This is a genomic window from Streptomyces montanisoli, from assembly GCF_017813245.1.
Taxonomy (GTDB): domain Bacteria; phylum Actinomycetota; class Actinomycetes; order Streptomycetales; family Streptomycetaceae; genus Streptomyces; species Streptomyces montanisoli.
In genome coordinates this window covers 1-23,602 of the sequence record NZ_JAGIQL010000110.1, presented here as the reverse complement: position 1 = coordinate 23,602, position 23,602 = coordinate 1, and the positions used below count along the sequence as shown (strand labels likewise).

General features: G+C 71.7%; 20 protein-coding genes. 10 read left to right on the top strand and 10 right to left on the bottom strand.

Going from position 1 to position 23,602, the window contains the following annotated elements:
- From JFN87_RS23055 to JFN87_RS23040, 4 genes are all read right to left on the bottom strand, one after another.
- Positions 1 to 664: glycogen debranching N-terminal domain-containing protein (locus tag JFN87_RS23055; protein ID WP_282961650.1), on the bottom strand; the 664-nt coding region annotated here is incomplete at its 3' end.
- Positions 664 to 2,022 carry an MGH1-like glycoside hydrolase domain-containing protein gene (locus tag JFN87_RS23050; RefSeq protein ID WP_209342849.1) on the bottom strand — a complete coding sequence of 453 codons (1,359 nt, stop codon included), beginning with the start codon at positions 2,020 to 2,022 and terminating at the stop codon, positions 664 to 666. The genes JFN87_RS23050 and JFN87_RS23055, both read right to left, overlap by 1 nt.
- Positions 2,019 to 2,819, bottom strand: a complete 801-nt coding sequence (locus JFN87_RS23045; RefSeq protein ID WP_209342848.1) for a sugar phosphate isomerase/epimerase family protein — start codon at positions 2,817 to 2,819, stop codon at positions 2,019 to 2,021. The genes JFN87_RS23050 and JFN87_RS23045 overlap by 4 nt, the downstream gene beginning before the upstream one ends.
- Before the next feature lie 14 nt (positions 2,820 to 2,833).
- Positions 2,834 to 3,880 carry a zinc-dependent alcohol dehydrogenase gene (locus JFN87_RS23040; protein ID WP_209342846.1) on the bottom strand — a complete coding sequence of 349 codons (1,047 nt, stop codon included), beginning with the start codon at positions 3,878 to 3,880 and terminating at the stop codon, positions 2,834 to 2,836.
- Positions 3,881 to 4,088: 208 nt separating this feature from the next.
- Between JFN87_RS23040 and JFN87_RS23035 the strand changes: the two genes are divergently transcribed.
- The 5 genes from JFN87_RS23035 to JFN87_RS23015 are packed head-to-tail and all read left to right on the top strand — an operon-like array spanning position 4,089 to position 9,613.
- A complete protein-coding gene (locus tag JFN87_RS23035) occupies positions 4,089 to 5,507 on the top strand; it encodes an ABC transporter substrate-binding protein (RefSeq protein WP_209342845.1) in 1,419 nt (472 codons plus the stop codon).
- Positions 5,508 to 5,538: 31 nt separating this feature from the next.
- Positions 5,539 to 6,510: a carbohydrate ABC transporter permease gene (locus JFN87_RS23030; protein WP_209342844.1), complete on the top strand. Its 972-nt coding sequence runs from the start codon at positions 5,539 to 5,541 to the stop codon at positions 6,508 to 6,510.
- Positions 6,510 to 7,376, top strand: a complete 867-nt coding sequence (locus JFN87_RS23025; RefSeq protein ID WP_209342843.1) for a carbohydrate ABC transporter permease — start codon at positions 6,510 to 6,512, stop codon at positions 7,374 to 7,376. The genes JFN87_RS23030 and JFN87_RS23025 overlap by 1 nt, the downstream gene beginning before the upstream one ends.
- Before the next feature lie 60 nt (positions 7,377 to 7,436).
- A complete protein-coding gene (locus JFN87_RS23020) occupies positions 7,437 to 8,672 on the top strand; it encodes an ROK family transcriptional regulator (RefSeq protein ID WP_209342842.1) in 1,236 nt (411 codons plus the stop codon).
- Between the two features lie 53 nt (positions 8,673 to 8,725).
- A complete protein-coding gene (locus JFN87_RS23015; protein ID WP_209342852.1) occupies positions 8,726 to 9,613 on the top strand; it encodes a Gfo/Idh/MocA family protein in 888 nt (295 codons plus the stop codon).
- 24 nt (positions 9,614 to 9,637) lie between these two features.
- On the opposite strand, the gene JFN87_RS23010 is transcribed toward JFN87_RS23015, so the two are convergent.
- The 3 genes from JFN87_RS23010 to JFN87_RS23000 all read right to left on the bottom strand — a co-directional run bounded on the left by JFN87_RS23010 (position 9,638) and on the right by JFN87_RS23000 (position 14,740).
- Complete coding sequence (locus tag JFN87_RS23010) at positions 9,638 to 10,510, bottom strand: alkaline phosphatase family protein (protein WP_245180963.1); 873 nt, start codon at positions 10,508 to 10,510, stop codon at positions 9,638 to 9,640.
- Positions 10,511 to 10,716: 206 nt separating this feature from the next.
- A complete protein-coding gene (locus JFN87_RS23005) occupies positions 10,717 to 11,859 on the bottom strand; it encodes a ricin-type beta-trefoil lectin domain protein (protein WP_372449273.1) in 1,143 nt (380 codons plus the stop codon).
- Between the two features lie 58 nt (positions 11,860 to 11,917).
- Positions 11,918 to 14,740, bottom strand: coding sequence for an RICIN domain-containing protein (locus tag JFN87_RS23000; protein ID WP_209342840.1), 2,823 nt, complete (start codon positions 14,738 to 14,740; stop codon positions 11,918 to 11,920).
- A gap of 191 nt (positions 14,741 to 14,931) precedes the next feature.
- Between JFN87_RS23000 and JFN87_RS22995 the strand changes: the two genes are divergently transcribed.
- Positions 14,932 to 15,801, top strand: coding sequence for an oxygenase MpaB family protein (locus JFN87_RS22995; RefSeq protein ID WP_209342839.1), 870 nt, complete (start codon positions 14,932 to 14,934; stop codon positions 15,799 to 15,801).
- Between the two features lie 20 nt (positions 15,802 to 15,821).
- Here JFN87_RS22995 and JFN87_RS22990 read toward each other — a convergent pair whose 3' ends face one another.
- Positions 15,822 to 16,241 (bottom strand): VOC family protein, encoded by a 420-nt coding sequence (locus tag JFN87_RS22990; protein ID WP_209342838.1) that lies wholly within the window; start codon positions 16,239 to 16,241, stop codon positions 15,822 to 15,824.
- 306 nt (positions 16,242 to 16,547) lie between these two features.
- Here JFN87_RS22990 and JFN87_RS22985 point away from each other — a divergent pair, with 306 nt between their 5' ends.
- From JFN87_RS22985 to JFN87_RS22975, 3 genes are all read left to right on the top strand, one after another.
- Positions 16,548 to 17,987 (top strand): family 2B encapsulin nanocompartment shell protein, encoded by a 1,440-nt coding sequence (locus JFN87_RS22985; protein WP_209342837.1) that lies wholly within the window; start codon positions 16,548 to 16,550, stop codon positions 17,985 to 17,987.
- Between the two features lie 19 nt (positions 17,988 to 18,006).
- Positions 18,007 to 19,068: a family 2 encapsulin nanocompartment cargo protein terpene cyclase gene (locus JFN87_RS22980; protein ID WP_209342836.1), complete on the top strand. Its 1,062-nt coding sequence runs from the start codon at positions 18,007 to 18,009 to the stop codon at positions 19,066 to 19,068.
- 62 nt (positions 19,069 to 19,130) lie between these two features.
- Complete coding sequence (locus JFN87_RS22975) at positions 19,131 to 20,012, top strand: geranyl diphosphate 2-C-methyltransferase (protein ID WP_209342835.1); 882 nt, start codon at positions 19,131 to 19,133, stop codon at positions 20,010 to 20,012.
- A gap of 63 nt (positions 20,013 to 20,075) precedes the next feature.
- Here the strand turns inward: JFN87_RS22975 and JFN87_RS22970 are convergent, their stop codons facing one another.
- Entirely contained in the window at positions 20,076 to 21,749 is a 1,674-nt protein-coding gene (locus JFN87_RS22970) for an RICIN domain-containing protein (protein WP_209342833.1), read from the bottom strand.
- Between the two features lie 342 nt (positions 21,750 to 22,091).
- Between JFN87_RS22970 and JFN87_RS22965 the strand changes: the two genes are divergently transcribed.
- Complete coding sequence (locus JFN87_RS22965) at positions 22,092 to 22,994, top strand: lysozyme (RefSeq protein WP_209342831.1); 903 nt, start codon at positions 22,092 to 22,094, stop codon at positions 22,992 to 22,994.
- A gap of 72 nt (positions 22,995 to 23,066) precedes the next feature.
- On the opposite strand, the gene JFN87_RS22960 is transcribed toward JFN87_RS22965, so the two are convergent.
- Positions 23,067 to 23,567, bottom strand: coding sequence for an N-acetylmuramoyl-L-alanine amidase (locus tag JFN87_RS22960; RefSeq protein ID WP_209342850.1), 501 nt, complete (start codon positions 23,565 to 23,567; stop codon positions 23,067 to 23,069).
- Between the last annotated feature and the right edge of the window lie 35 nt (positions 23,568 to 23,602).

The window sequence follows — 23,602 nt, the reverse complement described above, 5'->3', positions numbered from 1 at the left end:
CCGGCCCGGATCCGGCGGGCCCGGCCGCCGGCGCGGGAGCGCCGCTCGGGCGCGCGGTGACCGTCAGGGCGAGGTCGGCGCGGCCGTGTGCGGGCAGGTCGAGCCGCCACACCAGGGCGCGCGCCGTTCCGGCGAGTGCGATGACCTCGGTGGGCGCGGGGGTGGCGGTGACGGATGTCGTGGAGTGCCAGTCCCCGCGCCGGTAGGCGAAATCGACGCCTTCGGCGGTGGTCTCGACGGCGCGCACCGCCCCCGGCTTGTCGTAGGTGCGCAGATCGGAACGGAGTTCGAACTGGTCTGCGAAGTCCGCGTCGGCCTCGACGACGACCGTCAGAGCCGTGTCGTGGCCGACGTTGCTGCTGAACGTGAGGCGTTCCGTGAGCCGCCCGTCGTACAGGGCCTGGCGGCGCAGCACCACGCACGCCGGAGGCTCGTCGCGGGTGGCCTCGGGCGCGAGCACCGCCGTGCCGCCGCCGTCCTGGGCGGGCGTCAGGACCACGGGCGGCGTGCCGTCGACGGTGAGCCGCCACCGGCTGAGGTGGCGTGCGTCGCGCGCGAACAGCCCGTCGGGCGAGCGGCCGCTCGTGCCGGCGATGTCGCCGCCGGGGCCGACGGCGGCGAACGTGCCGGCGTGCACGAGGAGCGACTGCGGGGCCTGCGGCATCAGCGCTCCCCCGTCCGGGCCAGCAGATCGAGCGTGACGGCGGCGGTCCAGCCGAAGCGGGTGGCGCCGTGCGCGTGTGCCGTTCTCGGGTCGACGTATTCCGCGAAGTCCGACGCGGCGGCCGCGCCGAGCATCGCGCCGGCCAGCCCGTCCGCCATGGCGTCCGCGCCGTGCGCGCGCAGCCCGCGCTCGATCACCCAGTTGGTGTTGAACCACGCGGGGCCTCGCCAGTAGCGCGCCGGGTCGAACGTCGGGGAGCGCAGGTCGTGGCTGGGGACGAGGACGGTCTCGGTGCCGAGCCCGAAGTGGGGCCCGGCGACGGTGCGCACCAGGGCCTCGGCCACGGTGGCGGGCAGGCCGGGCGCGATCAGTGGCAGCAGCCCGGCGACGCCGCGCTCGCCGACTCTCTCGCCGGCGACGACGTCACGGCAGAGGAACAGGCCGGAGCCGTGCTGCCACAACCGCTCGACGAGGGCGCCGGTCAGCGCCGAGGACCGGGCGAGGTGCGGTTCGGGGTCCCGTCCGATCTCCTCGGCGATGGTGGCGAGCGCGCGCTCCGAGGCCGCCAGCAGGGCGTTGAAACCGGGGTCCTCGACGGCGAAGGCGTAGGTGCGATCGTCGCGGTAGCCGTGGTCGCGGTAGGCGGTGGCCAGCCGGACGTAGCGCCCGTAGTCGGTGTCGGTCGGCCGGTCGGTGGCCGAGCCCGCGACGAGGTCCGCGCGGCGGAAGGCGGAGGCCGGTACCGGCTCGACACTGGAGAGCGGCCCGTCCCAGCTGGGGCTGTTGTCCATGCCGGCCTCCCACGGGTGGAGGATCGACACCAGGCCGCCGCCCCCGAGGTCGCGGCGGGTGGCGAGGTAGGAGTGCCAGGCGGCGAGGCGCGGGTAGAGCCGCCGCAGGAACCCGCGGACGCGTGAGGTCGCGGGATCGCTCTCGTGCACCAGCAGCGCGGCCAGCGCGTGCACGGGCGGCTGCACGATGCCGGAGGTCTCGACGGCCCGCGGTGCGCCTGCCGCGCTGCCCGCCCGCGACGAGCGCCAGAAGTCCGGGCCCGGGAAGTACGCGGCCTGCGGCACCGCGGGGTTGAACACGATGTGCGGGACGCGCCCGTCACCCCACTGCGCGCCGAACAGGGACTCCAGTTCCCGCTGGGCGCGCCGGGGCGAGAGGTGCCGCAGCCCGATCGCGACGAACGCCGAGTCCCAGCTCCACTGGTGGGGGTAGAGCGTGTGGGAGGGGACCGTCGACGCCCCGGTCCAGTTGGTGAACAGGACCCGCGCGGCCCCGCTTCGCAGTGCGCGCCGCTCGGGCGGGGAGAGGGAGTGCGCCTTCTGCCGCGCCGGTGCCGTCGCCGTCATGCGCCGTTCCTGCGCAGGTGGCCGGGGATGGAGCGGACGGCGTCCAGCGGGTCGCCGGTGAGCCGGCACTCCACGGCGAGGTAGCCGTCGTATCCGGCGGCGTGCAGGGCGCCGAGCCACGCGGGCCAGTCCAGGTGCCCGGCGCCAGGCTGGAACCGGTTGGAGTCGCTGACCTGCGCGTGCCCGATGTACGGCGCGGCGTCCAGGATCGCGGCGGCCGGGTCGGTCTCCTCGATGTTCATGTGGTAGCTGTCGATGCCGATCCTGACCGAGTCGAGGCCGAGTTCGCGGATGAGGTCCGCGGCCTGGCCGAGCCGGTTGACCATGTGGTCCTCGTAGCGGTTCAGCGGTTCGAGGAAGAGCGCCACACCCTCGGCTGCGGCGTGCTCGCCGAGCCCTGCGAGGCCGTCGAGCAGCACGGCCCGGTCCTCGTCCTCGCTCCTGGACGGCTCGAACGGGGGCAGGCGGCGCGAGAACATGCCGTACGAGGCGGGGGTCTGCGCGCCGAGTCCGCCGAGTTCGGCGATCACGGACAGCTGCGACTTCATCTGGCGGACGGCGTCCGCGCGCTGGTCGGCGTCGAACGCGGCGAAGAAGTGCAGCATGTCGACGCAGACGGTCGGCATGACGACGCCGTCGGCGAGCGCGGCACGCAGCTCGGGCAGCCGCTCCTCGAAGGCGAGGTCGCCCTTGCCGCGCAGTTCGATGCCGTCGTACCCGGCGGCCTGCGCGAACTCCCACTTCTCCTGGAGGGTCTCGCCGGGGAGCAGCTGCTCCTGGCATGCGGTCTTGAGCACGGTGGTGTGGCCCTTCAGAATTCGAGGACGAGCTGGAGCGCGTCGGCGGGGCGCTCGTCCAGCAGTGTGTAGGCGTCGGCGGCCTGCGCCACCGGGACGACGTGGGTGACGAGTGACTCGACGTCGACGAGGCCCTGGGCGGCGAGGGCGAGGAAGGTGCGCTGCAGCCGCTCGACGCTCCAGCGTCCCGACAGCTGCGGCGGCACGCCGCCGATCTGGGAGCAGACCAGCTGGACGCGGTTGTGGTGGAACTCGTCGCCGAGCCGCAGCCCGGCGCCGTCACCCTGGTAGAAGCCCGAGGCCACGACCCTGCCGCCGACGGTGACGCAGCGCAGGGCCTCGTGCAGGGCGGGGTAGACGCCGCTGATCTCGATGGCCACGTCAGCACCGCGTCCGTCCGTCGCCGCCCTGATCGCCTCCGCGACGGCGTCGGTGCGGGCGTTGAGCGTGGTGCTCGCACCGTAGGCGCGTGCGGTGGCGAGCCGTCCGTCGAGTGCGTCGACGGCGGTGACGCGCGCCCCGTTGAGCTGCGCGAGCCGCGTGGCCAGCAGGCCGATCACGCCCTGGCCGAAAATCGCCACGTCCTCGCCGACATGGATGTCGGACGCGAGGACCGCGTTGTGGGCGATGGCGCCGACGCGGGCGAAGGTGCCCGCGAGCGGGGCGAGCCCCGCGGGCAGCGTGTGGCCGATCATGCGCTCGGCAGGCACGATGCCTTCGCTGCGGTGGCCCCAGATCCCCCACGCCAGGTCGCCCACGGCGGGCAGCCCTGGCGTGCCGGCCAGTTCCGGGGAAACCTCGGTGACCTCGCCGACCTCGGAGTAGCCCCATCCGGCGACGGGGTACTCCATGCCGGCGGCGCCCTCGCGGAACATCCGGGCCTCGGCGTCCCAGGTGCGGGTCAGGTACGGGTTGGTGCCGCGGTAGGCGGTGAGCTCCGTGCCCGCCGACACCCCCGAGTACCGCGTGCGGACGCGGAGATGGCCCGCGGGCAGCGGGGCACTGGCGTGCTCCGCCACCTCGACCTGCCGGGGGCCGGTGAATTGGACGACGCGTTCCACGTGAGTACTCCGGGATCGGGTGCGTAGGGACTATCGGGTGCGTAGGGACTGCGGTGCACAAGGACTTCGGTGCACAGGGCTTCGAGGTGCGGCCGCAGGGACCGCTCCACGATTTACGTCGAAGATATCTCAGAGTTATGTCTTGTCAAGACGCAAAAGTGATGCTGAGATGCCTCAGTAGTCAGCAGAAGTTGGGTGAGGACAAGCCATGCACAAGTGGATCCGCCCCCTCGGGCGCCGTGCGCGCTCGACCCTGGCGGCCGGCCTCGCGGCGGCGCTGGGTACGGGCCTGCTCGCGGGATGCGCGGGCCGTACCGGGCCGGCCAGGCCGGACAACAGGATCACCGTGTGGTCGCAGGAGAACCTGCCACCGCAGATGGCCGCCACGCGCAAGATCGTCGACCGATTCGAGAAGCGGACCGGCATCCACGTCAAGGTGGTGGGCGTCGACGAGAAACAGCTCCCGCAGCTGATCATGTCCGCCGCCGCGGCCGGCACCCTGCCGGACGTCATCGGGGGCGTGCCCCTCGGCCAGGTGTGGCAGATGTACACCAACGGCCTGCTCAACACGAAGGCGGCGGGCAGGATCGTCGACGGCCTCGGCCGCTCGACGTTCGACGCGAACGCGCTCGGCCTCACCAGCGACAAGTCCCGCGACCTCGCCGTCCCGTCCGACGCCTGGCTGCAACTGCTCGTCTACCGCAAGGACCTGCTGGCCAAGGCGGGACTGCCCGTGCCGCACACGTACGGGCAGCTCGACCACGACGCCAAGGCGCTGAAGACGCGGGGGCGTGACGGCATCTCGGTGGCCACCGACCCCGGCGACCCCTTCACCCAGCAGAGCTTCGAGGACATCGCCCTCGCCGGCGGCTGCCAGCTGGTGAACGGCGCGGGCCAGGTCACCCTCGACTCGCCCGCCTGCCGGAACTCCTTCGCCCTCTACGACCGGCTCGGCCGCACCTACGGCGAACCGGGCACGCAGACCGTCGACTCCACCCGGGCCACCTACTTCGCCGGCAAGTCCGGAATGGTCCTGTGGTCCACCTTCCTCCTCGACGAGCTGGCCGGGCTGCGAAACGACGCGCTGCCGAGCTGCCCCCAGTGCAAGCACGACAAGGGGTTCCTCGCCCGCAACAGCGGCGTCACCACCGCCCTGTCCGCGGGACCGGGTCACAAGTCCGCCCAGTTCGGCGAGATCGCCTCCTGGGCCGTGACCAAGACCGCGGAGACGGGCGCCTCGGAGAAGTTCGTCCGGTACATGCTCGACCAGGGCTACACGAGCTGGTTCGGCATGTCGCCCGAAGGGCAGATCCCGGTCCGCCACGGCACCGCCGCGGCCCCCGACAAGTACCTCAAGGCCTGGCGCGCCAGCACGATCGGCGTCGACACCCGCGAGCGGCTCGACCAGGCCTACCCGAAGGCGCTGCTCGACCAGTTGGTCGCGGCCGTCGGACACATGCAGCGCTGGGGCTTCAAGCAGGGCCAGGGCGCGCTCGTCGGAGCCACCAACGGCCAGCTGCCCGTGCCGAAGGCCATCAGCGCCATGACCGGCGGCCAGACCTCACCCGCTCAGGCGGCACGCCAGGCACAGGACGAGGTCTCCGCACTCCAGAAGTCACTCCAGTAGGCCGCCGGCCGCCCCACGAGGAAGACGCAACATGAGCACTGCACCGGGCGTCGCGCGGAAGCGACGCCGACTCACCGCCGCCCAGCGCGAGAACCGGGCCGGCCTGGCCTTCGTCAGCCCCACCTTCCTGGTGGTGCTCGTCGTCGTCATCGTCCCGATCCTGTGGACGGTCCTGCTGGCGTTCCAGCACGCCAAGCTGGTCGACATCCAGGGCATGGGCATCTTCGGCAACTGGACGTTCGCCAACTTCACCGAGGTCTTCACCTCGCCCGGCTTCTGGTCCAGCCTCTTCACCACGCTCGCGTACACCGTCGGAGGCACCGCGGGGTCCGTCCTGCTCGGCCTGATAGCGGCGCTCGCCCTGCGCAAGCCGTTCCGGGGCCGCGGCCTGCTGCGCAGCACCATGCTCCTGCCGTATGTCGCGCCGGTCGTCGCCGTCGCCTTCGTCTGGGAGACGGCACTGAGCCCGCAGTACGGCATCGTCAACCAGTGGGGCGGGAAGCTGCTCGGCTGGGACAATCCCATCGCGTTCCTGTCCACGCGGTCCTACCAGGTCGACGTGTTCGGCTGGCACGTGGGCGTGCCCCTCGCCCTGCTGACCGTCATCGCCTTCGAGACCTGGCGGTACTTCCCGTTCGCTTTCCTCTTCCTGCTCGCACGGCTCCAGGCGGTGCCGGGCGGCCTGGAGGAGGCGGCGCGCGTGGACGGGGCGACCCCCACCCAGCGCTTCCGCTACGTGCTGCTGCCGCAGCTCATGCCGGTGATCGCGCTGCTGTGCGTGCTGCGCTTCATCATGACGTTCAACAAGTTCGACGACGTGTACCTGCTGACCGGCGGCGGCTCGGGCACCGACGTGGTCGCGGTGCGCGTGTACGACTTCCTCACCGCGAACTTCGACGTCGGCGCGGCGGCCGCGCAGGCGCTGGTCCTCGCGTTCGTCCTGATGGTGCTTCTCGGCATCTACTTCAAGTTCTTCGCCAAGAAGGTGCAGGAGGAGGCGTGATGACCCGCGCACAGTTCGAGGAGCGCTTCTTCGGGGTGGCCCGCTGGGTCGTCATCGTCCTGCTCGCCCTCATCACCCTGGTGCCCTTCTACTACATGCTGCTGCTGTCGGTGAAGCCCATCGACGCGCTGCTGCTCGACCCCGGTTCGATGTGGGTGTCGGCGAAGGACTTCACACTCGCCACCTACGAGAACGTGCTGCGGCCGACCTCTGACGGCGGCCAGGGATTCCTGAGGCTGCTGCGCAACTCCGCGCTCGTCTCGCTCGGCACCGTCGTGCTGACGCTCGCCGCGGCCGTACCCGGCGCCTACGCCATCAGCAGGCTGCGCTTCTTCGGCGGGCGGCAGGTCAGCGCGCTCTTCCTCGCGGTGTACCTGTTCCCCGCCACGCTGCTGGCCGTCCCGCTGTTCGTGATGTTCGCGAGGGCGGGCCTGTCCGGGAGCCTGGTGGGCCTGGCCGTCGTGTACATCGCGCAGACCGTGCCGGTGTCCATCTACATGCTCAAGAACTACTTCGTCACCATCCCCGCCAGCGTCGAGGAGGCCGCGGCCCTGGACGGCGCCTCGCGCCTGCAGACTGTGCGCAAGGTGGTGCTGCCACTGGCCCTGCCGTCCCTCATGGCCACCGGCCTGTACATCTTCATGATCGCGTGGAACGAGTTCCTCTTCGCCCTGCTGTTCCTCGCCGCGAGCCCCGGCAAGTGGACGGTCTCCCTCGGCCTGCAGCAGCTGTCGAACGGCATCGAGGTGCCCAAGACCGTGCTCATGGCCGGGTCCGTGGTCCTCACCATCCCCGTGGTACTGCTGTTCTACGCGGCGGAGCGGCTCCTGACGGAAGGTCTGACCAGTGGCGCCGACAAGGGCTGAGACGACGGCACGGAGACGGCGACGGCGATGGCGGCGGCGAGGAACGGGAACGGGTACGACATGACGGCCAATCAGGCGAGCGCGGGCCACCTGCTGCGGTTGATCCGCACCGGGCAGGCCACCACGCGCGGCGAACTCCAGCACGCCACCGGCCTGTCGCGGTCCACCATCGGGCACCGGCTCGATCAGCTGTTCGGCGCGGGCTGGCTGCGGGAGACCTCCACCGCGTCGTCGACCGGCGGACGCCCCTCCGCACGGCTGGAGTTCGACGCCTCGCACGGCGTCGTGCTCGCCGTGGACCTGGAGACCCGGCACGCCACCGTGGCGGTGCTGTCGCTCGACTGCGAGGTGATCACGCAGCGTTCGGCGCCGCTGCTCATCGCGGACGGTCCCGACGCCGTGCTCGACACCCTCGCGCGCTGGTTCCGGCCGCTCCTCGAGCAGGCGGGCACCGATCCGTCCCGGGTCCGCGGCATCGGCCTCTCGGTGCCAGGTCCCGTCGACTGGACCACAGGGCAGATCGTGCAGCCCCCGATCATGCCCGGCTGGGACCGGTTCCCGGTGGCCGCGCGCATGCGGGAGGCCTACGCCCGCCATGTCGACCCGGAGGGCGGCGACGTGCCCGTCCTGCTCGACAACGACGCCAACCTCATGGCGTACGCGGAGCAGCGCACGCACCACCCAGAATGCTCGGCGTTCGTGCTGGTCAAGGCGTCCACCGGGATCGGCGCCGGGGTCGTCGTGGACGGCGAGCCGTACCGCGGCATCGACGGCGGAGCCGGCGACATCGGGCACATCCGCCTGCACGACGCCTCCGACGCGCTGTGCATGTGCGGCTCGTACGGCTGCCTCGCCGCGGTCGCGAGCGGCGGGGCCCTCGCGGGCCGGCTCACCGCCGCCGGCGTACCCACCACGTCGGCCTCCGACGTACGGCGCCACCTGGCGGCCGGGCAGCCGGACGCGGTGCGCCTCGCGCGGGAGGCCGGTCAGCTCGTCGGCGAGGTGCTCGTCACCGTCGTGACGGTGCTCAACCCCGGGGTCCTCGTGCTCGCCGGGGACCTGGCGGGCACCCCCTTCCTCACCGGCGTGCGCGAACTGCTGTACCAGCGCGCCATGCCGCGCACCACGGCCCACCTCGACGTCGTCACCTCACGCCTCGGCGACCTTGCCGCGCTGAGCGGTGCCGGCGCCATGGTGGTCGAGCACCTCTACGCGCCCGACCGCGCCGACCTCAGGCTCGCGGAGCAGAGTGCCGCGCGGCCCGCCCGCACGACAGCCGCCTTGGAGCGCCCGTGATCCCGCCCTCACCGCACGAATCCGGCCCCGCGGACGGCCCGCACGCGGACGGTCTGCTCGCGGACGCCCTCTACGCGGACGGCCCCGTGCGCGTCGGTCTCGCCGGCGCGGGTCCCTGGGCGCGCGCCATGCACGCCAGGATGCTCGCCGCCGGCCCCGAGACGCGGCTCACCGCGGTCTGGGCGCGGCGCCCCGAGGCGGCCGCCGAGACCGCGGCGCCGTACGGTGCGGCCGTCGCCGCCTCGTTCGACGAACTGCTGGAGCGCAGCGAGGCGATCGCCTTCGCCGTACCGCCCGCCGTCCAGGCGGAGCTCGCGGTGCGCGCCGCCCGGGCGGGGAAGGCCCTGCTGCTGGAGAAGCCGCTCGCGGCGGGCCTCGACGAGGCGCGCGCGCTCGCGGACACCGTCGCCGAGAGCGGCGTCGTGTCCCAGCTCGTCCTCACCAAGCGCTACCACCCGGTGACCCGGGACTTCCTGCGCAGGGCGGCGTCGGTCCGGGTCACGGGGGCGCGCTCGTGCTATCTGCACGGTGCCTTCCTCGGAGGCGAGTTCGCCACGTCGTGGCGCCTGGAGCAGGGCGCGCTCTACGACCTCGGGCCGCACCTGCTCGACCTGCTGGACGCCTCGGTAGGACCGATCGCCTCGGTGCGCGCGGCCGGCGACTCGCGCCGGTGGATCGAGCTGACCTGCGAGCACGAGAACGGCGCGGTGAGCCAGGCCTCGCTGTCCGGGTCCGTGCGGCTCGCGCGGGCGCGGACCCGCGTGGAGCTGTACGGCGAGGACGGGGAGGTCGTCTACGACACCGCGGAACTCGACCACGAGGAGTGCTGGCCCGTCCTGCGGCGCGAGTTCGCCGCCGCCGTACGCACCGGCAGGCCGACGCCCCTGGACGCGGCGCGCGGTCTGCGCCTGCAGGAACTCATCGCCCGGGCCGCCGCCTGAGCCACCGGATCCGCGCGCCGCCGGTCACGGGGCCGCCCAGATTCCGGTGATGTCGGCCGCGTCCGCCGACCGGCCCGCATGCCCGGTCCCGTACATGTCCTCCAGCGTGCGCAGCACGCTGTAGTGGGTGTACCGGGTCGAGGACGACGAGCCCACGGTGACCGGCTGCCCGTAGAACAGCGTGGGGATCCTGTTGCCTGAGTGCGAGTCGTCCTCGTCGAAGGTGAGGACGAGCAGGCTGTTGTGCGTCCTGGCCCACGCCGCGTAGGGGCCCAGGTTGTCCTTGAGCCAGGTGTCGCCCTTGGACACGGAGCAGTCGTGCATGTCGTCGCAGAGGTTCGGGATCACGAATGACACCTTCGGCAACCGGGTGTAGTCGGTGGGAAACTGCTTGAAGGTGTGCGCCGTGGAGGTCGGTACGTTCGTGAAGCCGAACCAGGGATTGTGTTTTCGCGCGTACTCGCCGCTGCTGCACACGGTGGAGCCCTGGCTCGGCAGCGACTCGTTGTAGCTGGCGAACGACTGGCCCGCGGCGGCGAGTTCGGAACCGAGGTTCGCCGCGGAGGTGAACCCGGGCGAGTAGCAGCTGTCGTCGGTGATGCCCTGCGTGGAGCCGGAGAACAGGGCGAAGTAGTTGGGCTGGCTGGGATGTGTGACGGCGTACGACGAGGAGAGGTAGGCGCCGCCCGACTTCAGGGAGTTGATGTAGGGCGCGCTGGAACTGCCGATGATCTGGCCGTCGGCGTGGTTCTCCATGACCACGACGACCACGTGGTCGGGCGTGGGCACGGTGGTCGCCGCGCGTGCGCTCGGTGCGGCGCCGGGTGATGCCCACAGGCCGGTGGCGGCGGCAAGGCAGGTGAGTGAGGCCGCGGTGCCGCGTGCGGGCCTGGACAGGAACCGTCGGGCGGGGGAACCGGACACGGTGTGCCTCCGGTGGTGGGGGGACGGAGCTGAACTCCCAGAGTAGCGCGTGACGCGTACACGTCATCCACATGCCGCATACCGCGTGACGGCCGCCGGGACACATGATGCCCCAGCCGGCGGCCGCACGCCTGCCGGCCCCGGAGACGTACGCCGGCGGGTGGTCGCCGGCGCCGCGTCTACAGTGCCGGCAGTGTCGTCCACTTCTGGGCGGCAGTGCCGTTGCAGTCGAAGAGCTGGAGCTGCGTGCCGTCCGCGGTGGAGGAGTTCGGGTCGTCGAGGCACCGGCCGGAGGCGGGGTTGCGGTAGCCGCCGTTGTAGGGCTGCCACTGCTGCGCGCCCGTGCCGTTGCAGTCCCAGATCTGCACGCGGGTGCCGTCGGCCGTCCCTCCCCCGGCGGCGTCCAGGCACTTGCCCACCGCACGCAGTGTGCCGTCCTTACGGTACGTCCACCACTGGGCGTCGGAGCCGTTGCAGGACCAGAGCTGCACGTGCGTCCCGTCGGCGCTGCTGTCGGCGTTGACGTCGAGGCACTTGCCCGGGATGCCGGACCGCACCGATCCGCCGGTCGGCAACGGCGTGTTGATCCAGCCGGCCGCGTCGGCGGCCTGCACCCCGGCGTAGAACGCGTCCGCCATCTTCCGGTACCCGCCGTCGTTGGGGTGCAGCTGGTCGGACAGGTCGGCGGTGGTCAGGGCGCCCATGTCCACGTAGCGGACGTGCTTGCCGGCGTCCTGCTCCGCCTGGACGATGCCGGGGACCGCCCGGTTGAACGCGGGCCTGTTCGGTTCTTCCACCGGGTTGGTGGACACGATCAGCGAACCGACCAGCACCGTGGCGTCCGGGGCGTCGGCGGTGATCCGGTCGATCAGGGCGTGCAGCCGATCGGTCGCCGTGTCCACCTGGTAGTTCTGGTTCAGGTCGTTGGTGCCGATCTCCAGCGTGACGACGTTGGGCCGGTAGCGTCCGAGCACCGAGTCGGCGATGGCGTCGATCTGGTCGATGCGCCACCCGGAGTGGCCCTCGTTGTCGGGATCGGCCATGGTCCCGTTGCGGACGGAGCCCACGAAGTCCAGGGTGTGCCCCGCGGCAGTCAGCTCGTCCCCGAGCGCCGCCCGGTAGCTGTTGCCCGTGCTGCTGCCGATGCCCCAGGTGATCGAGTCACCCAGTGGCATCACCCGCAGGGCGGCCGGGGCCGCGGCGGCGGCCCGCGGCTGCGCGGTGCCGGCCGCGTTCGCCGGCGCGGCGGTCAGGAGCATTCCGGCCGAGGCGGCCAGCAGTGCGGTGAGCGGGGCGGCGAGCGTACGGCTGAGTCTTCTCATCGTCCGTCCTCGGGTGAGTGGTGAGCGTCGCGGTTCGGCCGGCGGGCGGGCGGGCGGCTCATCGCAGCCGCCAGAGGTGGTCGGGCGTGCCGTTGTCCTGGAACTGCTCGACGTTCGCGGAGTCGGCGGTGGAGGCGTCGTGCACCGCCAGGACCTTGCCGGAGTTGCGGTTCTGGATCCGCAGCACCCCGCCGGGCCCGCAGACGAGGCGCCACTGGTGATCGGCGGTGCCGTTGTCGGCGAACTGCACCACCTGCGCCGAGTCCGCCGTCGACATCCCGTCCACACCGAGCACCTTGCCGGAGTTCTCGTTGCGGACGCGCAGCCAGCCGTCGGCGTCGGGCAGGAACGTCCACAGGTGGTCGGCGGTGCCGTTGTCGGTGTACTGGACGACCCGCGCCGAGTCCGCCGTCGACATGCCGTCCACCGCCAGCACCTTGCCGGAGTTGGCGTTCTCGACCCTGACCCGGCCGTCCGGGAGCAGGCGCCAGTCGTGGTCGGCGGTGCCGGTGTCGGCGAACTGCACCACCTGCGCCGAGTCGGCCTTCGACATCCCGTCCACCGCCAGCACCTTGCCGGAGTTCTTGTTGCGCAGCCGCAGGTATCCGGTCCCGGAGTCCACCAACTGCCACAGATGGTCGTCGGTGCCGCTGTCCTCGAACTGGACGACCCGGGCGGAGTCCGCGGTGGACATCCGGTCCACGGCGAGGAGCTTGCCGGAGTTGACGTTGAGCACCTTGTACAGGCCGCCGCCCGCGTCGAGCAGACGCCAGAGGTGGTCGGCCGTCCCGGTGTCGGCGAACTGGACGACATTCGCCGAGTCCGACATCGACATCCCGTCCACACCGAGGACCTTGCCCGAGTTGCGGTTCTGGATCCGGAAAGGCGCTCCGCCGTCCGCCTGCCACTGCCGGGTGCCACCGGTCTCCGGGAAGGACGTGACCCGCAGCCGGGCCGCCCCCATCGGGATGAGGGTGACCTGCTCGACCGGTGCGGACGAGGCCACGGGCCCGTCCTGAAGCGGTGTGACGACGTGCTGGCTGTCGGCCTGCCAGGCGTCGATCCGCTGTGCACGCGCGGTGATCCGCAGCGGCGCCCCGGCCGCGGTGAAGGGATCGCCGATGTCACCGCCGGTGGACACGGACAGGTCCTGGGCGGGCGTCAGGCCGTAGTTCCACGCCGAGCCCGCGTGCACGTCGTACTCGGGGAACTGCGCGCTGCCTCCGGTCCTGACCCAGTTCTCGGTGATGGCCAGGGAGAAGCCGAGTGCGCCGTAGCCCACGGACACGGCGTTGTGCTGGGCCGGCCAGGTCAGTACGCGTGGCTGAGCGGGCAACCGCAGGGTGACGGTGTCACCGTCGCGCCAGGTGCGTTCGACCCTGGTGTGGCGTGGTCCTGCGCCGGATGGGGTCGCGGCGCCGTTGACGCGCAGTTCGGGTGAGTCGCACCAGCCGGGGATGCGGAGGACCAGGGGGAACGCGACCGGTTGCGGCAGCGACAGCGTGAAGGTGAGCGTGTCCGAGAACGGGTAACCGGTGGCCTCGGCGATGGTGACGCGCGTGCCGTCCCCGACGGCGGCGGTGACCGTGCAGGGGCCGTGCAGCGCGGCGCACAACCCGCCGTCGCCGGTGGCCAGCCACATCTCCTCGGTGTAGTAGGGCCAGCCCATGCCGTAGTTGTGCGGGCAGCAGCGGTACTGGTCCACTCCGGCACGGTAGGACTGCATGGCCCAGTTGTTGGCGAACTGCCCTTGTGTCTTGGCCGTGTTGTCGAGATCGACACTGTTGGCCGAGGTGATGTAGTGGGTGCCCCGGCCCTCGGGGTCGAGGCTCGCGGGGAGCATGTTGAAGGCGAGTTCCTCCGTGCGGTCGCCCCACACCGGGTCGCCGGTGATCCTCGTCAGGATCTCGTGGCTGAGCATGTACTCGACGATGCCGCACGTCTCGAACCCCTGGCGCGGGTCGCCGAATCCGGCGCGCATGTTCTCGTCCCCGGCGAAACCGCCGCCGGGGAACTGCCCGTAGCCGCCTTGCACCGCCGCATAGTCGGTGTAGGTGGCGGCGCGGTCGCTCGCGCTGCCGGACAGCACCCAGTACTGGGCCGGTTCGCGGAAGCCCTGTGCGAAGTTGACGTTGTGCGGGCTGGCGACGCCGTCCACCCACCGCGCGGAGTTGGCGTGGATCCTGCGCACCAGATCGAGCAGGAAGGCGTCACCGGTCCTGTTGTACAGCCAGTAGACGACGTCGACGGTGTCGCCCCACCGCCAGGTCCCCCAGCCGTCCGAGAACACCGCGGCCGGCTGGGCGTTGACGTAGGCGAAGAAGCGGGTCAGGAACGGGACCACTCGCCCGTCCCCCGAGTACTCAGCGAAGGAGCGCAGGGCGTGCAGCATCGGCATGTGCGGCCACAGGTCGACATGGCCGGACAGCGAGGTGCGCAGGGCGCTGGGACCGAAGTAGCCGTCTGACGCCTGGGTGGCCAGCACGCCGTTCACCCACTTCGCGGCGGTCCCGAGGGCGGCGGTGTCACCGGTGGTGTACGCCAGGTCGACGAACCCGCGCAGCCAGTACGGCACTTCCTCCCAGCCGCCGAGGTCCGGATGGATCCATCCCGTGGCGTCGTAGTCGAGGAAGTGCGACACCTCCGGGTAGTGCCCGCACAGGCCGTCGACCTGATGGGCGAGCTGGGTGGCGAGCCAGCCGTCCGCGCGTACGGCACCCGGCGGCAGCCGCAGGAACGCCGCCGGTTGCAGAGGCGCCCGGTTGGCCGGGTACCGCGGGCCGCCGGCGGCAGCGGCAGGCCCGGTGGCCGACCCACCGAGCACGATCGCGCCCGCGACGGCGGCACCGCCCGTGATGGCCTGGCGTCTGGTGACTGACACGGCGAACTCCTCTTCCCGGACGGTGCACGGATGACATCGTTGTCAAGTCAGGGAGGTGCGGCATGGGACAAGCCACGGCGAAGCGGATCAGAGAGCGCTCTCCAAGCTAACGTCAGGGCGTGTTCACGTCAATGGCTCGTCACGCGGGAGACGGGGCGACCGCGCCAGGGCGATGGAGCGATGATGGAGGCATGGACACCGACATCGGCGGAGCCCTGCGCCGGCGCGTGGGGCGCGAGCTGTTCGCACGCGTCGCCGGTCCGCGCGGGCCGGAGAACCACTCACGCATCCATGACACACCCGGCCCCCGGTGGTTCGCGCCCGACCGGCCCATCCGCACGGTGCACGCGGATGCCTCCATGTTCGTGGGAGGGCTCAGGGCGCTCTTCCTGCAGTCGCTGCATCCGCTGGCCATGGCGGCCGTCGCCGCCCACTCGGGGTACAAGGGCGATCCCTGGGGCCGGCTGCAGCGCACCAGCACCTTCCTCGCGGTGACGACGTTCGGCACGGCCGCGGACGCGGAGGAGGCGGTGGCGCACGTGCGCGACGTGCACGAATCCGTCAGCGGCCGCGCCGCCGACGGCACGCCGTACCGGGCGTCCGATCCCCACCTGCTGACGTGGGTCCATCTCGCCGAGGTGGACAGCTTCCTCCGTGCCCACGCGCGCTTCGGCGCCCGGCGCCTCACCGCACGGGAGTACGACGGCTACATCGCGGACACCGCGAGGACCGCGCGGGCGCTCGGCGTCCCCGACCCGCCGCTGGACCGGCGGCAGCTCGCGGAGGGCCTTGCCGCCCACCGCGCGGAGCTGCGCTCCACCGGCGAGTCCCGGGAGGCCGCGCGTTTTCTGCTGAGCGAGCCGCCGCTGCCGGCGGCCGCGCGCGTGCCGTACGCGGCGCTCGCCCGTGGCGCCGTCGCCACACTGCCGCGGTGGACCCGCGGGCCGCTGGGGCTGCCCGCCCTGCCGGGCTTGGAGGCACCCGTCGCGGCGGCGGGCGCCGACGTCGTGGTCCGGGCGATCCGATGGGCCATGGCCGCCCAGGGAGCGCGCGATTCCTGACCGCCTGGGCGCGCCGGCCGTCAGCTCGCGGGCGCGAACAGTTCGAGGGCCACGTTGTCGGGATCGCGGAATTCGAGGATGTACCCCGCGCCGATGTCCTTGATCTCCTCATGAGGGACGCCCTTGGCGTCGAGGACGGTCGCGGCCGCGACGAGTTCCTCCCTGCTGCCCAGGGCGAAACTGAGGTGGTCGAGGCCGACGCGGTCCTCGTCGAAGCGGTCCGAGGCCACCGGGCGGAGGCCGAACAGGGAGTCACCGAGCTGGTAGATCACCCCGTCGAAGAGGAAGGAGAGCCGCTCACGGGTGGCCTCGTCCGCGTCGGCCGGCAGCTCGAACGCCACCGGCAGGCCGAACAGGTCGTCGTAGAAGGCGCGGGAACGGTCGATGTCGGTCACGGTGAGGCGGACGTGGGCGAAGGCGCGGGGGCTGATCGTGGTCATCACCCCATGCTGCGCCCCGTGCGCGTGGGAGACACGGACCGACGCGCTCGCCGGGGGCCCGAACCCGGCGGGCGTCCGCGCGCCGGTGATCCGCATCGCGCGCCCGGCGCGCGGCCGGCCGAGGCGGCGCGAGAGGCGCGCGGCTCGCGCCGGGTGCCTCGTCCGGGGGTTTGTGCCTTCGCGGCAGGGAACGCGCCCCGTTCACGCGCTCCCGGTGTGTCCCGCGGACTGCTTGGCTGGTTTCCGCGCCCGGACGTCTCCTGACACCGGCCGGGCGCTCAGCCCGTTCGCCTTCTGGGAGGCAATGTGTCCGTACTGGACAGCGTCACCGGTCCCACAGCCGAGGAGCCCGAAGAACCATCCGCGGACACGCCCCTCAGCAGCCTCGGCACCAAGGCCGCGCGGCAGCTCGCGACGACCACCAAGACCGAGCCGCAGATGCAGGGCATCTCGTCACGGTGGCTGCTGAAGGTGCTGCCGTGGGTGGACGTGCGGGGCGGCACCTACCGGGTCAACCGGCGCCTGCAGCTCCGCGTGGGCCGCGGGCGCGTGCAGTTCGAGCACAACGGCGCGGACGACGTCCGGGTGATCCCGCAGACGCTCACCGAGCTGCCGCCACTGCGCGGCTACGGCGACACGGAGGCGCTGCGGGAGATCGCCGGGGCCTTCCGCATGCGCGAGGTGCGCGCGGGCCAGGTCCTCTTCGAAGAGGGCCGGCCGGTGAACGAGGCCTACCTCGTGGTCCACGGCCGGCTCACCCGTTACGTGCGCGGCAAGTACGGCGAGGAGGAGGTCATCGGGGTCGTCACGGACGGCGACCAGCTGGGCGACGAGGCCATCGGCAGGCCGGATCCCGTGTGGCAGAGCTCGGCGCGCGCCGAGACGGCCGGTGTGCTGCTCGTGCTGGAGTGGCGCGCGGTGCGGGAGTTCACCGAGCGCGTGCCGTCACTCGCCGCGCACCTGGCCGCGTACGCGCGGCAGCGGGAGCGCCCGGCGAACCGCAGGGGTGAGGCGGACGTGCCGGTGCAGGCCGGTCACACCGGCGAGCCGCGGCTGCCCGGCGCCTTCGTCGACTACGATCTCGCGCCGCGCGAGTACGAGCTGTCCCTGACGCAGACGGTGTTGCGCGTGCACAGCCGGGTCGCCGACCTGTTCAGCGATCCGATGGACCAGACGCAGCAGCAGCTCCGGCTGACAGTGGAGGAGATCAGGGAACGCCAGGAGTGGGAGCTGGTCAACAACCGGGAGTTCGGCCTGCTGCACAACGCCGACTACGGCCAGCGCATCAGTACGTTCGCCGGCCCGCCCACCCCCGACGACATGGACGAGCTGCTGTCCATGCGGCGCAAGACGCGCATGCTGCTGGCGCACCCCAAGGCCATCGCCGCGTTCTTCCGGCAGTGCAACAAGCGGGGCCTGGTGCCCGGCACCGCCGACGTCGACGGGCACCAGGTGCCGGCCTGGCGCGGCGTGCCGATCTTTCCGTGCGGCAAGATCCCCGTCTCCGACGCCCATACGAGCAGCATCATCGCGCTGCGCACGGGCGAGGGGGACCAGGGCGTCGTCGGCCTGTACCAGACGGGCATCCCCGACGAGTTCCAGCCCGGCCTCAACGTGAGGTTCATGGGCATCAACAAGGCGGCCATCATCAACTACCTCGTGACCGCCTACTACTCGCTGGCGATCCTCGTGCCCGACGCGGCCGGAGTCCTGGAGAACGTCCAGATCGGCCGGACTGCTGACTGACCAGGGGGAGCACACGCACATGTCCACGTCCCCGAACCCCGCGGCGGCCTTCACGCTGCCGGGCCCATCGCACCCGGTGCCCGGCCGCCGGAAGGCCCGGCGCGGCGGGCCCGTGCCCGGCCTGCGTTACCGGCCCGTCGCCCCCGCCGACCCGGAGAAGGCAGCGGAGATCGACCGCAGACTGGAGGCGTGGGCGCGCGGCCTCGACCTGTTTCCCGCCTCCTGGTCCGGCGACTTCGCCGAGTTCCAGTTCGGCAGGGCGGTCGCGCTCCAGCACCCGGCGGCCGCCGATCTGGAGCGCCTGACCGTCGCGGGCAAACTGCTGCTCGCGGAGAACATCGTCGACAGCTGCTACTGCGAGGAGGACGAGGGCAGGGGCGGGGCGCGCCGTGGCCTCGGAGGCCGCCTCGTGATGGCCCAGTCGGCCCTCGACCCGTTCCACAGCAGCCCCGAGCAGGAGGAGGACTGGCGCCACGGCGTCCAGGCCGACGGGCCGCTGCGCTCCTACTTCTGGGCCCTCAAGGACTACGCGGCCCTCGCCACGCCGAGCCAGACCGACCGGTTCGTGCACGACATCGCCCGGCTGCACCTCGGCTACCTCGCCGAGGCCTCCTGGGCGGAGACGCGCCACATGCCGCGGGTCTGGGAGTACCTGGTGATGCGGCAGTTCAACAACTTCCGCCCCTGCCTGTCCATCGTCGACGCGGTGGACGGCTACGAACTGCCCGAACCGCTGTACGCGAACCCGGAGGTCCAGCGGATCACCGCGCTGGCCTGCAACGCCACGACCATCGTCAACGACCTGTACTCGTTCACCAAGGAACTCGCGAGCGACCCCGACCACCTGAACCTGCCCAGGGTCGTCGCCGCGAACGACCGGCGCGGCCTGAAGGCGGGGTACCTCAGGAGCGTCGAGATCCACAACGACATCATGGAGGCCTTCGAGACGGAGTCCGCGGAGGTCTCGGCCGTCTCGCCACTTCTCGAGCGGTACGCGCGCTCGCTGGCCGACTGGGTCTCCGGCAACCACGAGTGGCACGCGACCAACACCCACCGCTACCACCTGCCCGACTACTGGTGAGCCGACGCTCCCGCACACACCACAGCACGCACCACACCACGTACCACAGCAAGGAGTCACCCTTGACCACCACTCGCACCGGCACCGCCACCGCCACCGCGTCCATCCCCACCCAGTCCACGTACCAGAACCGCGTCGCGGACTACTGGAACGCCGAGGAGAACCCGGTCAACCTCGAACTGGGCCGGATCGACGACATGTACCACCACCACTACGGCGTGGGCGCGGCGGACCGCTCGGTGCTGGACGAGAAGAACCCGGACCGGCGCGATGAGCGGATCACCGCCGAGCTGCACCGGCTGGAACAGGCCCAGGCCGAACTCCTCGCCTCCCACCTCGGGGACCTCAAACCCACCGACCGGGTGTTCGACGCCGGCTGCGGGCGCGGTGGCGGCAGCGTCGTCGCGAACGCGCGGTACGGCTGCCACGCCGACGGGGTGACGATCTCCGCCAAGCAGGCCGACTTCGCCAACTCGCAGGCGCGCGGGCGCGGCATCGACGACAAGGTGCGCTACCACCACCGCAACATGCTCGACACGGGCTTCACGTCGGGCGCGTACGCGGCGTCGTGGAACAACGAGTCGACGATGTACGTCGAGCTCGACCTGCTCTTCGCCGAGCACGCACGGCTGCTGCGCAGGGGCGGGCGCTATGCGGTGATCACCGGCTGCTACAACGACACCTACGGGCAGGCCTCCCGTGAGGTGTCCCTCATCAACGCCCACTACATCTGCGACATCCACCCGCGCTCCGAGTACTTCAGGGCCATGTCGCGCAACCGGCTCGTGCCCGTCCACGTCGAGGACCTGACCGAGGCGGCGCTGCCGTACTGGGAGCTGCGCCAGGAGGCCGCCCACCTCGTCACGGGCATCGAGGAGACCTTCGTGACGGCGTACCGCAACGGCAGCTTCCAGTATCTGCTGATCGTGGCCGACCGCGTGTAGGGGCGCCGCACCGCGGCTGCGCGTGGCCGGCCCCCTTCCTGTTCCCGGGGACCGGCCCCGCGCTCAGCGCGGTTCGAGCTTCCAGATCTGCGGGGAGAGCTTGTTGCACGTCCACTGCTGGACGTTGGCACCGGGCGAGGACGAGCCGCCCGAGACGTCCAGGCACAGTCCGCTGTGGGCGTTGCGGAACGTCCAGTAGCCGTCGCCCTCGTTGAGCGGCAGCCAGTTCTGGGCGGAGGAGCCGTCGCACGTCTGCTGGTCGACGTTGGCGCCCGGCTGCGTGGCGGCGCCGTCCACCGCCACGCACAGCCCGCTGTCGCGACCCGTCAGTGTGTACTGTCCGGCGGACCGCCGGGTGAGCGTGAAGTCCTGCGGGCCGAGGCCGTTGCAGGTCCACTGCTGGATGTTGCCGCCGGGCACGCGCGAGTCCGCCGACACGTCGAGGCAGTCGCCGCTGATCGTGTTGACGAGCCGGTAGGTGCTGCCGGAGTACAGGCCGGCTCCGTTCGCGTCGCCTGTCCCCTGCGCCGAGGCCGTCGCGTAGTAGGGCTTGCACACCGTGCCGTCGTAGTCGGTGGCGATCTCCAGCAGGCGGGTGCCGTCAGTGGAGGGCAGCAGTGCCGAGCTGTAGTTCGGGCAGTAGGTGCCGTCGGGCGACGGCACGGCGACCGGGGCGTCGATGGGGAACCAGTTGCCTCCGCCGCTCTCCGTGTTGACGAGCACCGTCCGGCCGCTGGTGGTGGCGAGGTCGCCGTTGGCCTCGCGGAACTGCTGGCCGACGAGCACCAGCCGCCCGGACGCCGTGCCGTTGCCGAGCCAGGCGACGACGGGCGTGTGGGTGAAGTACTGGCCGGTGGCGGTCTTGATCACCGGGCCGGTGTCGGCCGGTGGCCCCCAGTCGGCGCCGTCGGCCGAGGTCCGGTAGTGGGCGGCGCAGTCGTAGCGGTCCCCGGTCCCGCAGACCTCGTAGGTCATGTAGTAGCGGCCGCTGCTAAGTTGGACGACGGTCGCCATTCCGGGACGCAGGTTCGCGTTGTCCGGTGCCACCGTGGGGTACGGCGCGCCCCAGTGGACGCCGTCCGAGGAGAACCGCTCCTGGAGGGACTGGCTGTGGCGCCCGGGGTCCGTCTCGTCCGAGTAGTGGCACACCAGGTCGCCCTCCGCGTCGACGGAGAGCTCCGGTTCCCACAGGCCGCCCGTGTTCGGGGCAGCGGCACAGGCGGACAGCGAGGACCACGTCGAGCCGTGGTCGTGGCTCGCCCACACGTCGATGGCCATGCGGCGGTCCGCCGGGTCCTGGCCCACCGACGCGGCCCACAGCAGCGTCCCGGCGGGCAGGGAGCCGACCTGGCGCGGCAGCTCGTACAGCGTGGAGCAGCACAGGCCGTTCGCCGCGGCCGGGTCGTGTATGTGGCCGACCTCCGTGAAAGTGGCACCGTCGTCCGTGCTGCGGTAGATCACCCCGACGCCGCCCTGCGCGTCGAAGTCGACGACTGAGGCGACCAGTTGGCCGTTGGCGCCGCCGGAGTGGCCGAGGCGTACGACCCGGGGGTAGAGCCCGGTGCCGGCGCGCAGGGCCGTGCCGGAAGCGGCGGGCGCCGCCGCGCCGGAGGCCGCGGGACTCGCGTGTCCAGGGGCGGCGAGGGCCGCCGGGGCGGGCAGCAGGAGAAGCAGGAGTGAGGCAAGGAGGGGAAGCAGGCTGCGGCGGACGTGGGATCGCCCGGGGGTGCGTCTCATGTGCGCGGCTCCTTCGCTCGGCCGGGCGGTGCGGGGCCCGCCCGGCGTGTGGTCCCCGCGGTGGCCGCCTCATGACGGCCAATGCGCGACGGTACGCCCCGGCCGCCGTCCGGGCAATCGTTTGCCCGCGATCACCTTCCACCGGCACTTACGCCTCAACTGCCTTTCATATGACGAAAGTTACTGCCAAGGATGGTGATAGCCGCAGCTCGCCCGAAGTTGCGGAGGACTGGACCAACGGCACCGCCTTGGCCCTCTTCCCGCCCGGCGCCCCGGGCCCTTACGTTCGACGCGCTCCACACGGTCGTTCACACCGAGCAACCCCCACACCCGGAGGCACGCATGTCCGCTTTCCGCACCTCCCACCGGCGCAGAACCGGCTCACGCCGCACGACCGCCGGCCTGCTCAGCCTGCTGGCCGCCCTGTCGACCGCCGTCCTGGCACTGCCGGGCTCGGCCACCGCGGCCCCGCACACCCCCACGCGGCACGACGTCACGGCGGCGGCCCCCACCACCGCGGCGGGCAAGGGCGGCGTCACCCATCCCCGGCTCGACTGGCTGGGCTCGACGGTGCGCGCCCACGAGGGCGGGAAGGCGGGCAACACGCCGGCGCCCTCCCTGGTCGCGCAGACGCCGGGCATGGACGTGAGCGGCTACCAGGGGAACGTGAACTGGCAGGCCGCCTGGAACAACGGCGGCAAGTTCGCGTACGTCAAGGCCACCGAGTCCACGACGTACACCAACCCGTACTTCGCGCAGCAGTACAACGGCTCGTACAATGTCGGCATGATCCGCGGCGCCTACCACTTCGCGACGCCCAACACGTCCAGCGGCAGGACCCAGGCGGACTACTTCGTCAACCACGGCGGCGGCTGGTCCAACGACGGCAAGACACTGCCTCCGATGCTGGACATCGAGTACAACCCGTACGGCGCCACGTGCTACGGGCTGAGCCAGTCGGCGATGTCCCAGTGGATCGCCGACTTCAGCAACGAGGTGCACGCGAGGACCGGTCGCTACCCGACGATCTACACGACCACCGACTGGTGGACCACATGCACCGGCAACAACCCCAACTTCGGGGCCAACCCGCTCTTCATCGCCCGGTACGCGTCGAGCCCCGGTGCGATGCCGGCGTCGTGGGGCTACCAGACCATCTGGCAGTACGCGGACTCCGGCACCTACCCCGGTGACCAGGACTACTTCAACGGGGCCCTCGACCGCCTCCAGGCCTTCGCCCACTGATCACGGGCCAGGCGAGCAGGCCCGGGCCGGCACCCTCAGCGGGGAGGTGCCGGCCCGGGCCGCGGCGCGTGCTCAGACGCCGTTGACCAGTCGCATGTACCGCGTCCAGTCCCAGTTGGGTCCCGGGTCGGTGTGGTCGGTGCCCGGCACCTCGACGTGGCCGATGATGTGGTCGCGGTCCTTGGGGATGCCGTACTTGTCGCAGATCTCGGCCGTCAGCGCCGCCGAGGAGTGGTACATGGCGGTCGTGAAGTACGAGGGCTGGTCGACCCAGCCCTCGTGCTCGATGCCGATGCTGCGCGTGTTGTAGCTCCAGTTGCCGGCGTGCCATGCGATGTCGTGCTCGCGTACGCACTGGCCGATGTAGCCGTCCGCGGATCTGACGACGTAGTGGGCGGCCGCGGCGTGCGCGGGGTCCTGGAAGAGGCGGATGGTGTTGGCGTAGGTCTCCTGTGTGACGTGGATGACCACCATGTCGACGGCGTAGCTCGACGGCCGGTTCGAGGCGGTGTAGTTGCTGGTGCTGGCCGGCGACCACACCGCTGACGGGTAGTCGACGCTCGACGCGGCGATGCCGACGGTCGCCGCGCTCCTCGGCGCCTACGCGG

Coding starts and splice junctions, on each gene's coding strand:
- JFN87_RS22965 (WP_209342831.1), top strand. CDS start 22,092: ATGTCCGCTTTCCGCACCTCCCACCGGCGCAGAACCGGCTCACGCCGC.
- JFN87_RS22990 (WP_209342838.1), bottom strand. CDS start 16,241: ATGACCACGATCAGCCCCCGCGCCTTCGCCCACGTCCGCCTCACCGTG.
- JFN87_RS23005 (WP_372449273.1), bottom strand. CDS start 11,859: ATGAGAAGACTCAGCCGTACGCTCGCCGCCCCGCTCACCGCACTGCTG.
- JFN87_RS23050 (WP_209342849.1), bottom strand. CDS start 2,022: ATGACGGCGACGGCACCGGCGCGGCAGAAGGCGCACTCCCTCTCCCCG.
- JFN87_RS23030 (WP_209342844.1), top strand. CDS start 5,539: ATGAGCACTGCACCGGGCGTCGCGCGGAAGCGACGCCGACTCACCGCC.
- JFN87_RS23020 (WP_209342842.1), top strand. CDS start 7,437: ATGACGGCCAATCAGGCGAGCGCGGGCCACCTGCTGCGGTTGATCCGC.
- JFN87_RS23035 (WP_209342845.1), top strand. CDS start 4,089: ATGCACAAGTGGATCCGCCCCCTCGGGCGCCGTGCGCGCTCGACCCTG.
- JFN87_RS22970 (WP_209342833.1), bottom strand. CDS start 21,749: ATGAGACGCACCCCCGGGCGATCCCACGTCCGCCGCAGCCTGCTTCCC.
- JFN87_RS23025 (WP_209342843.1), top strand. CDS start 6,510: ATGACCCGCGCACAGTTCGAGGAGCGCTTCTTCGGGGTGGCCCGCTGG.
- JFN87_RS22980 (WP_209342836.1), top strand. CDS start 18,007: ATGTCCACGTCCCCGAACCCCGCGGCGGCCTTCACGCTGCCGGGCCCA.
- JFN87_RS22995 (WP_209342839.1), top strand. CDS start 14,932: ATGGACACCGACATCGGCGGAGCCCTGCGCCGGCGCGTGGGGCGCGAG.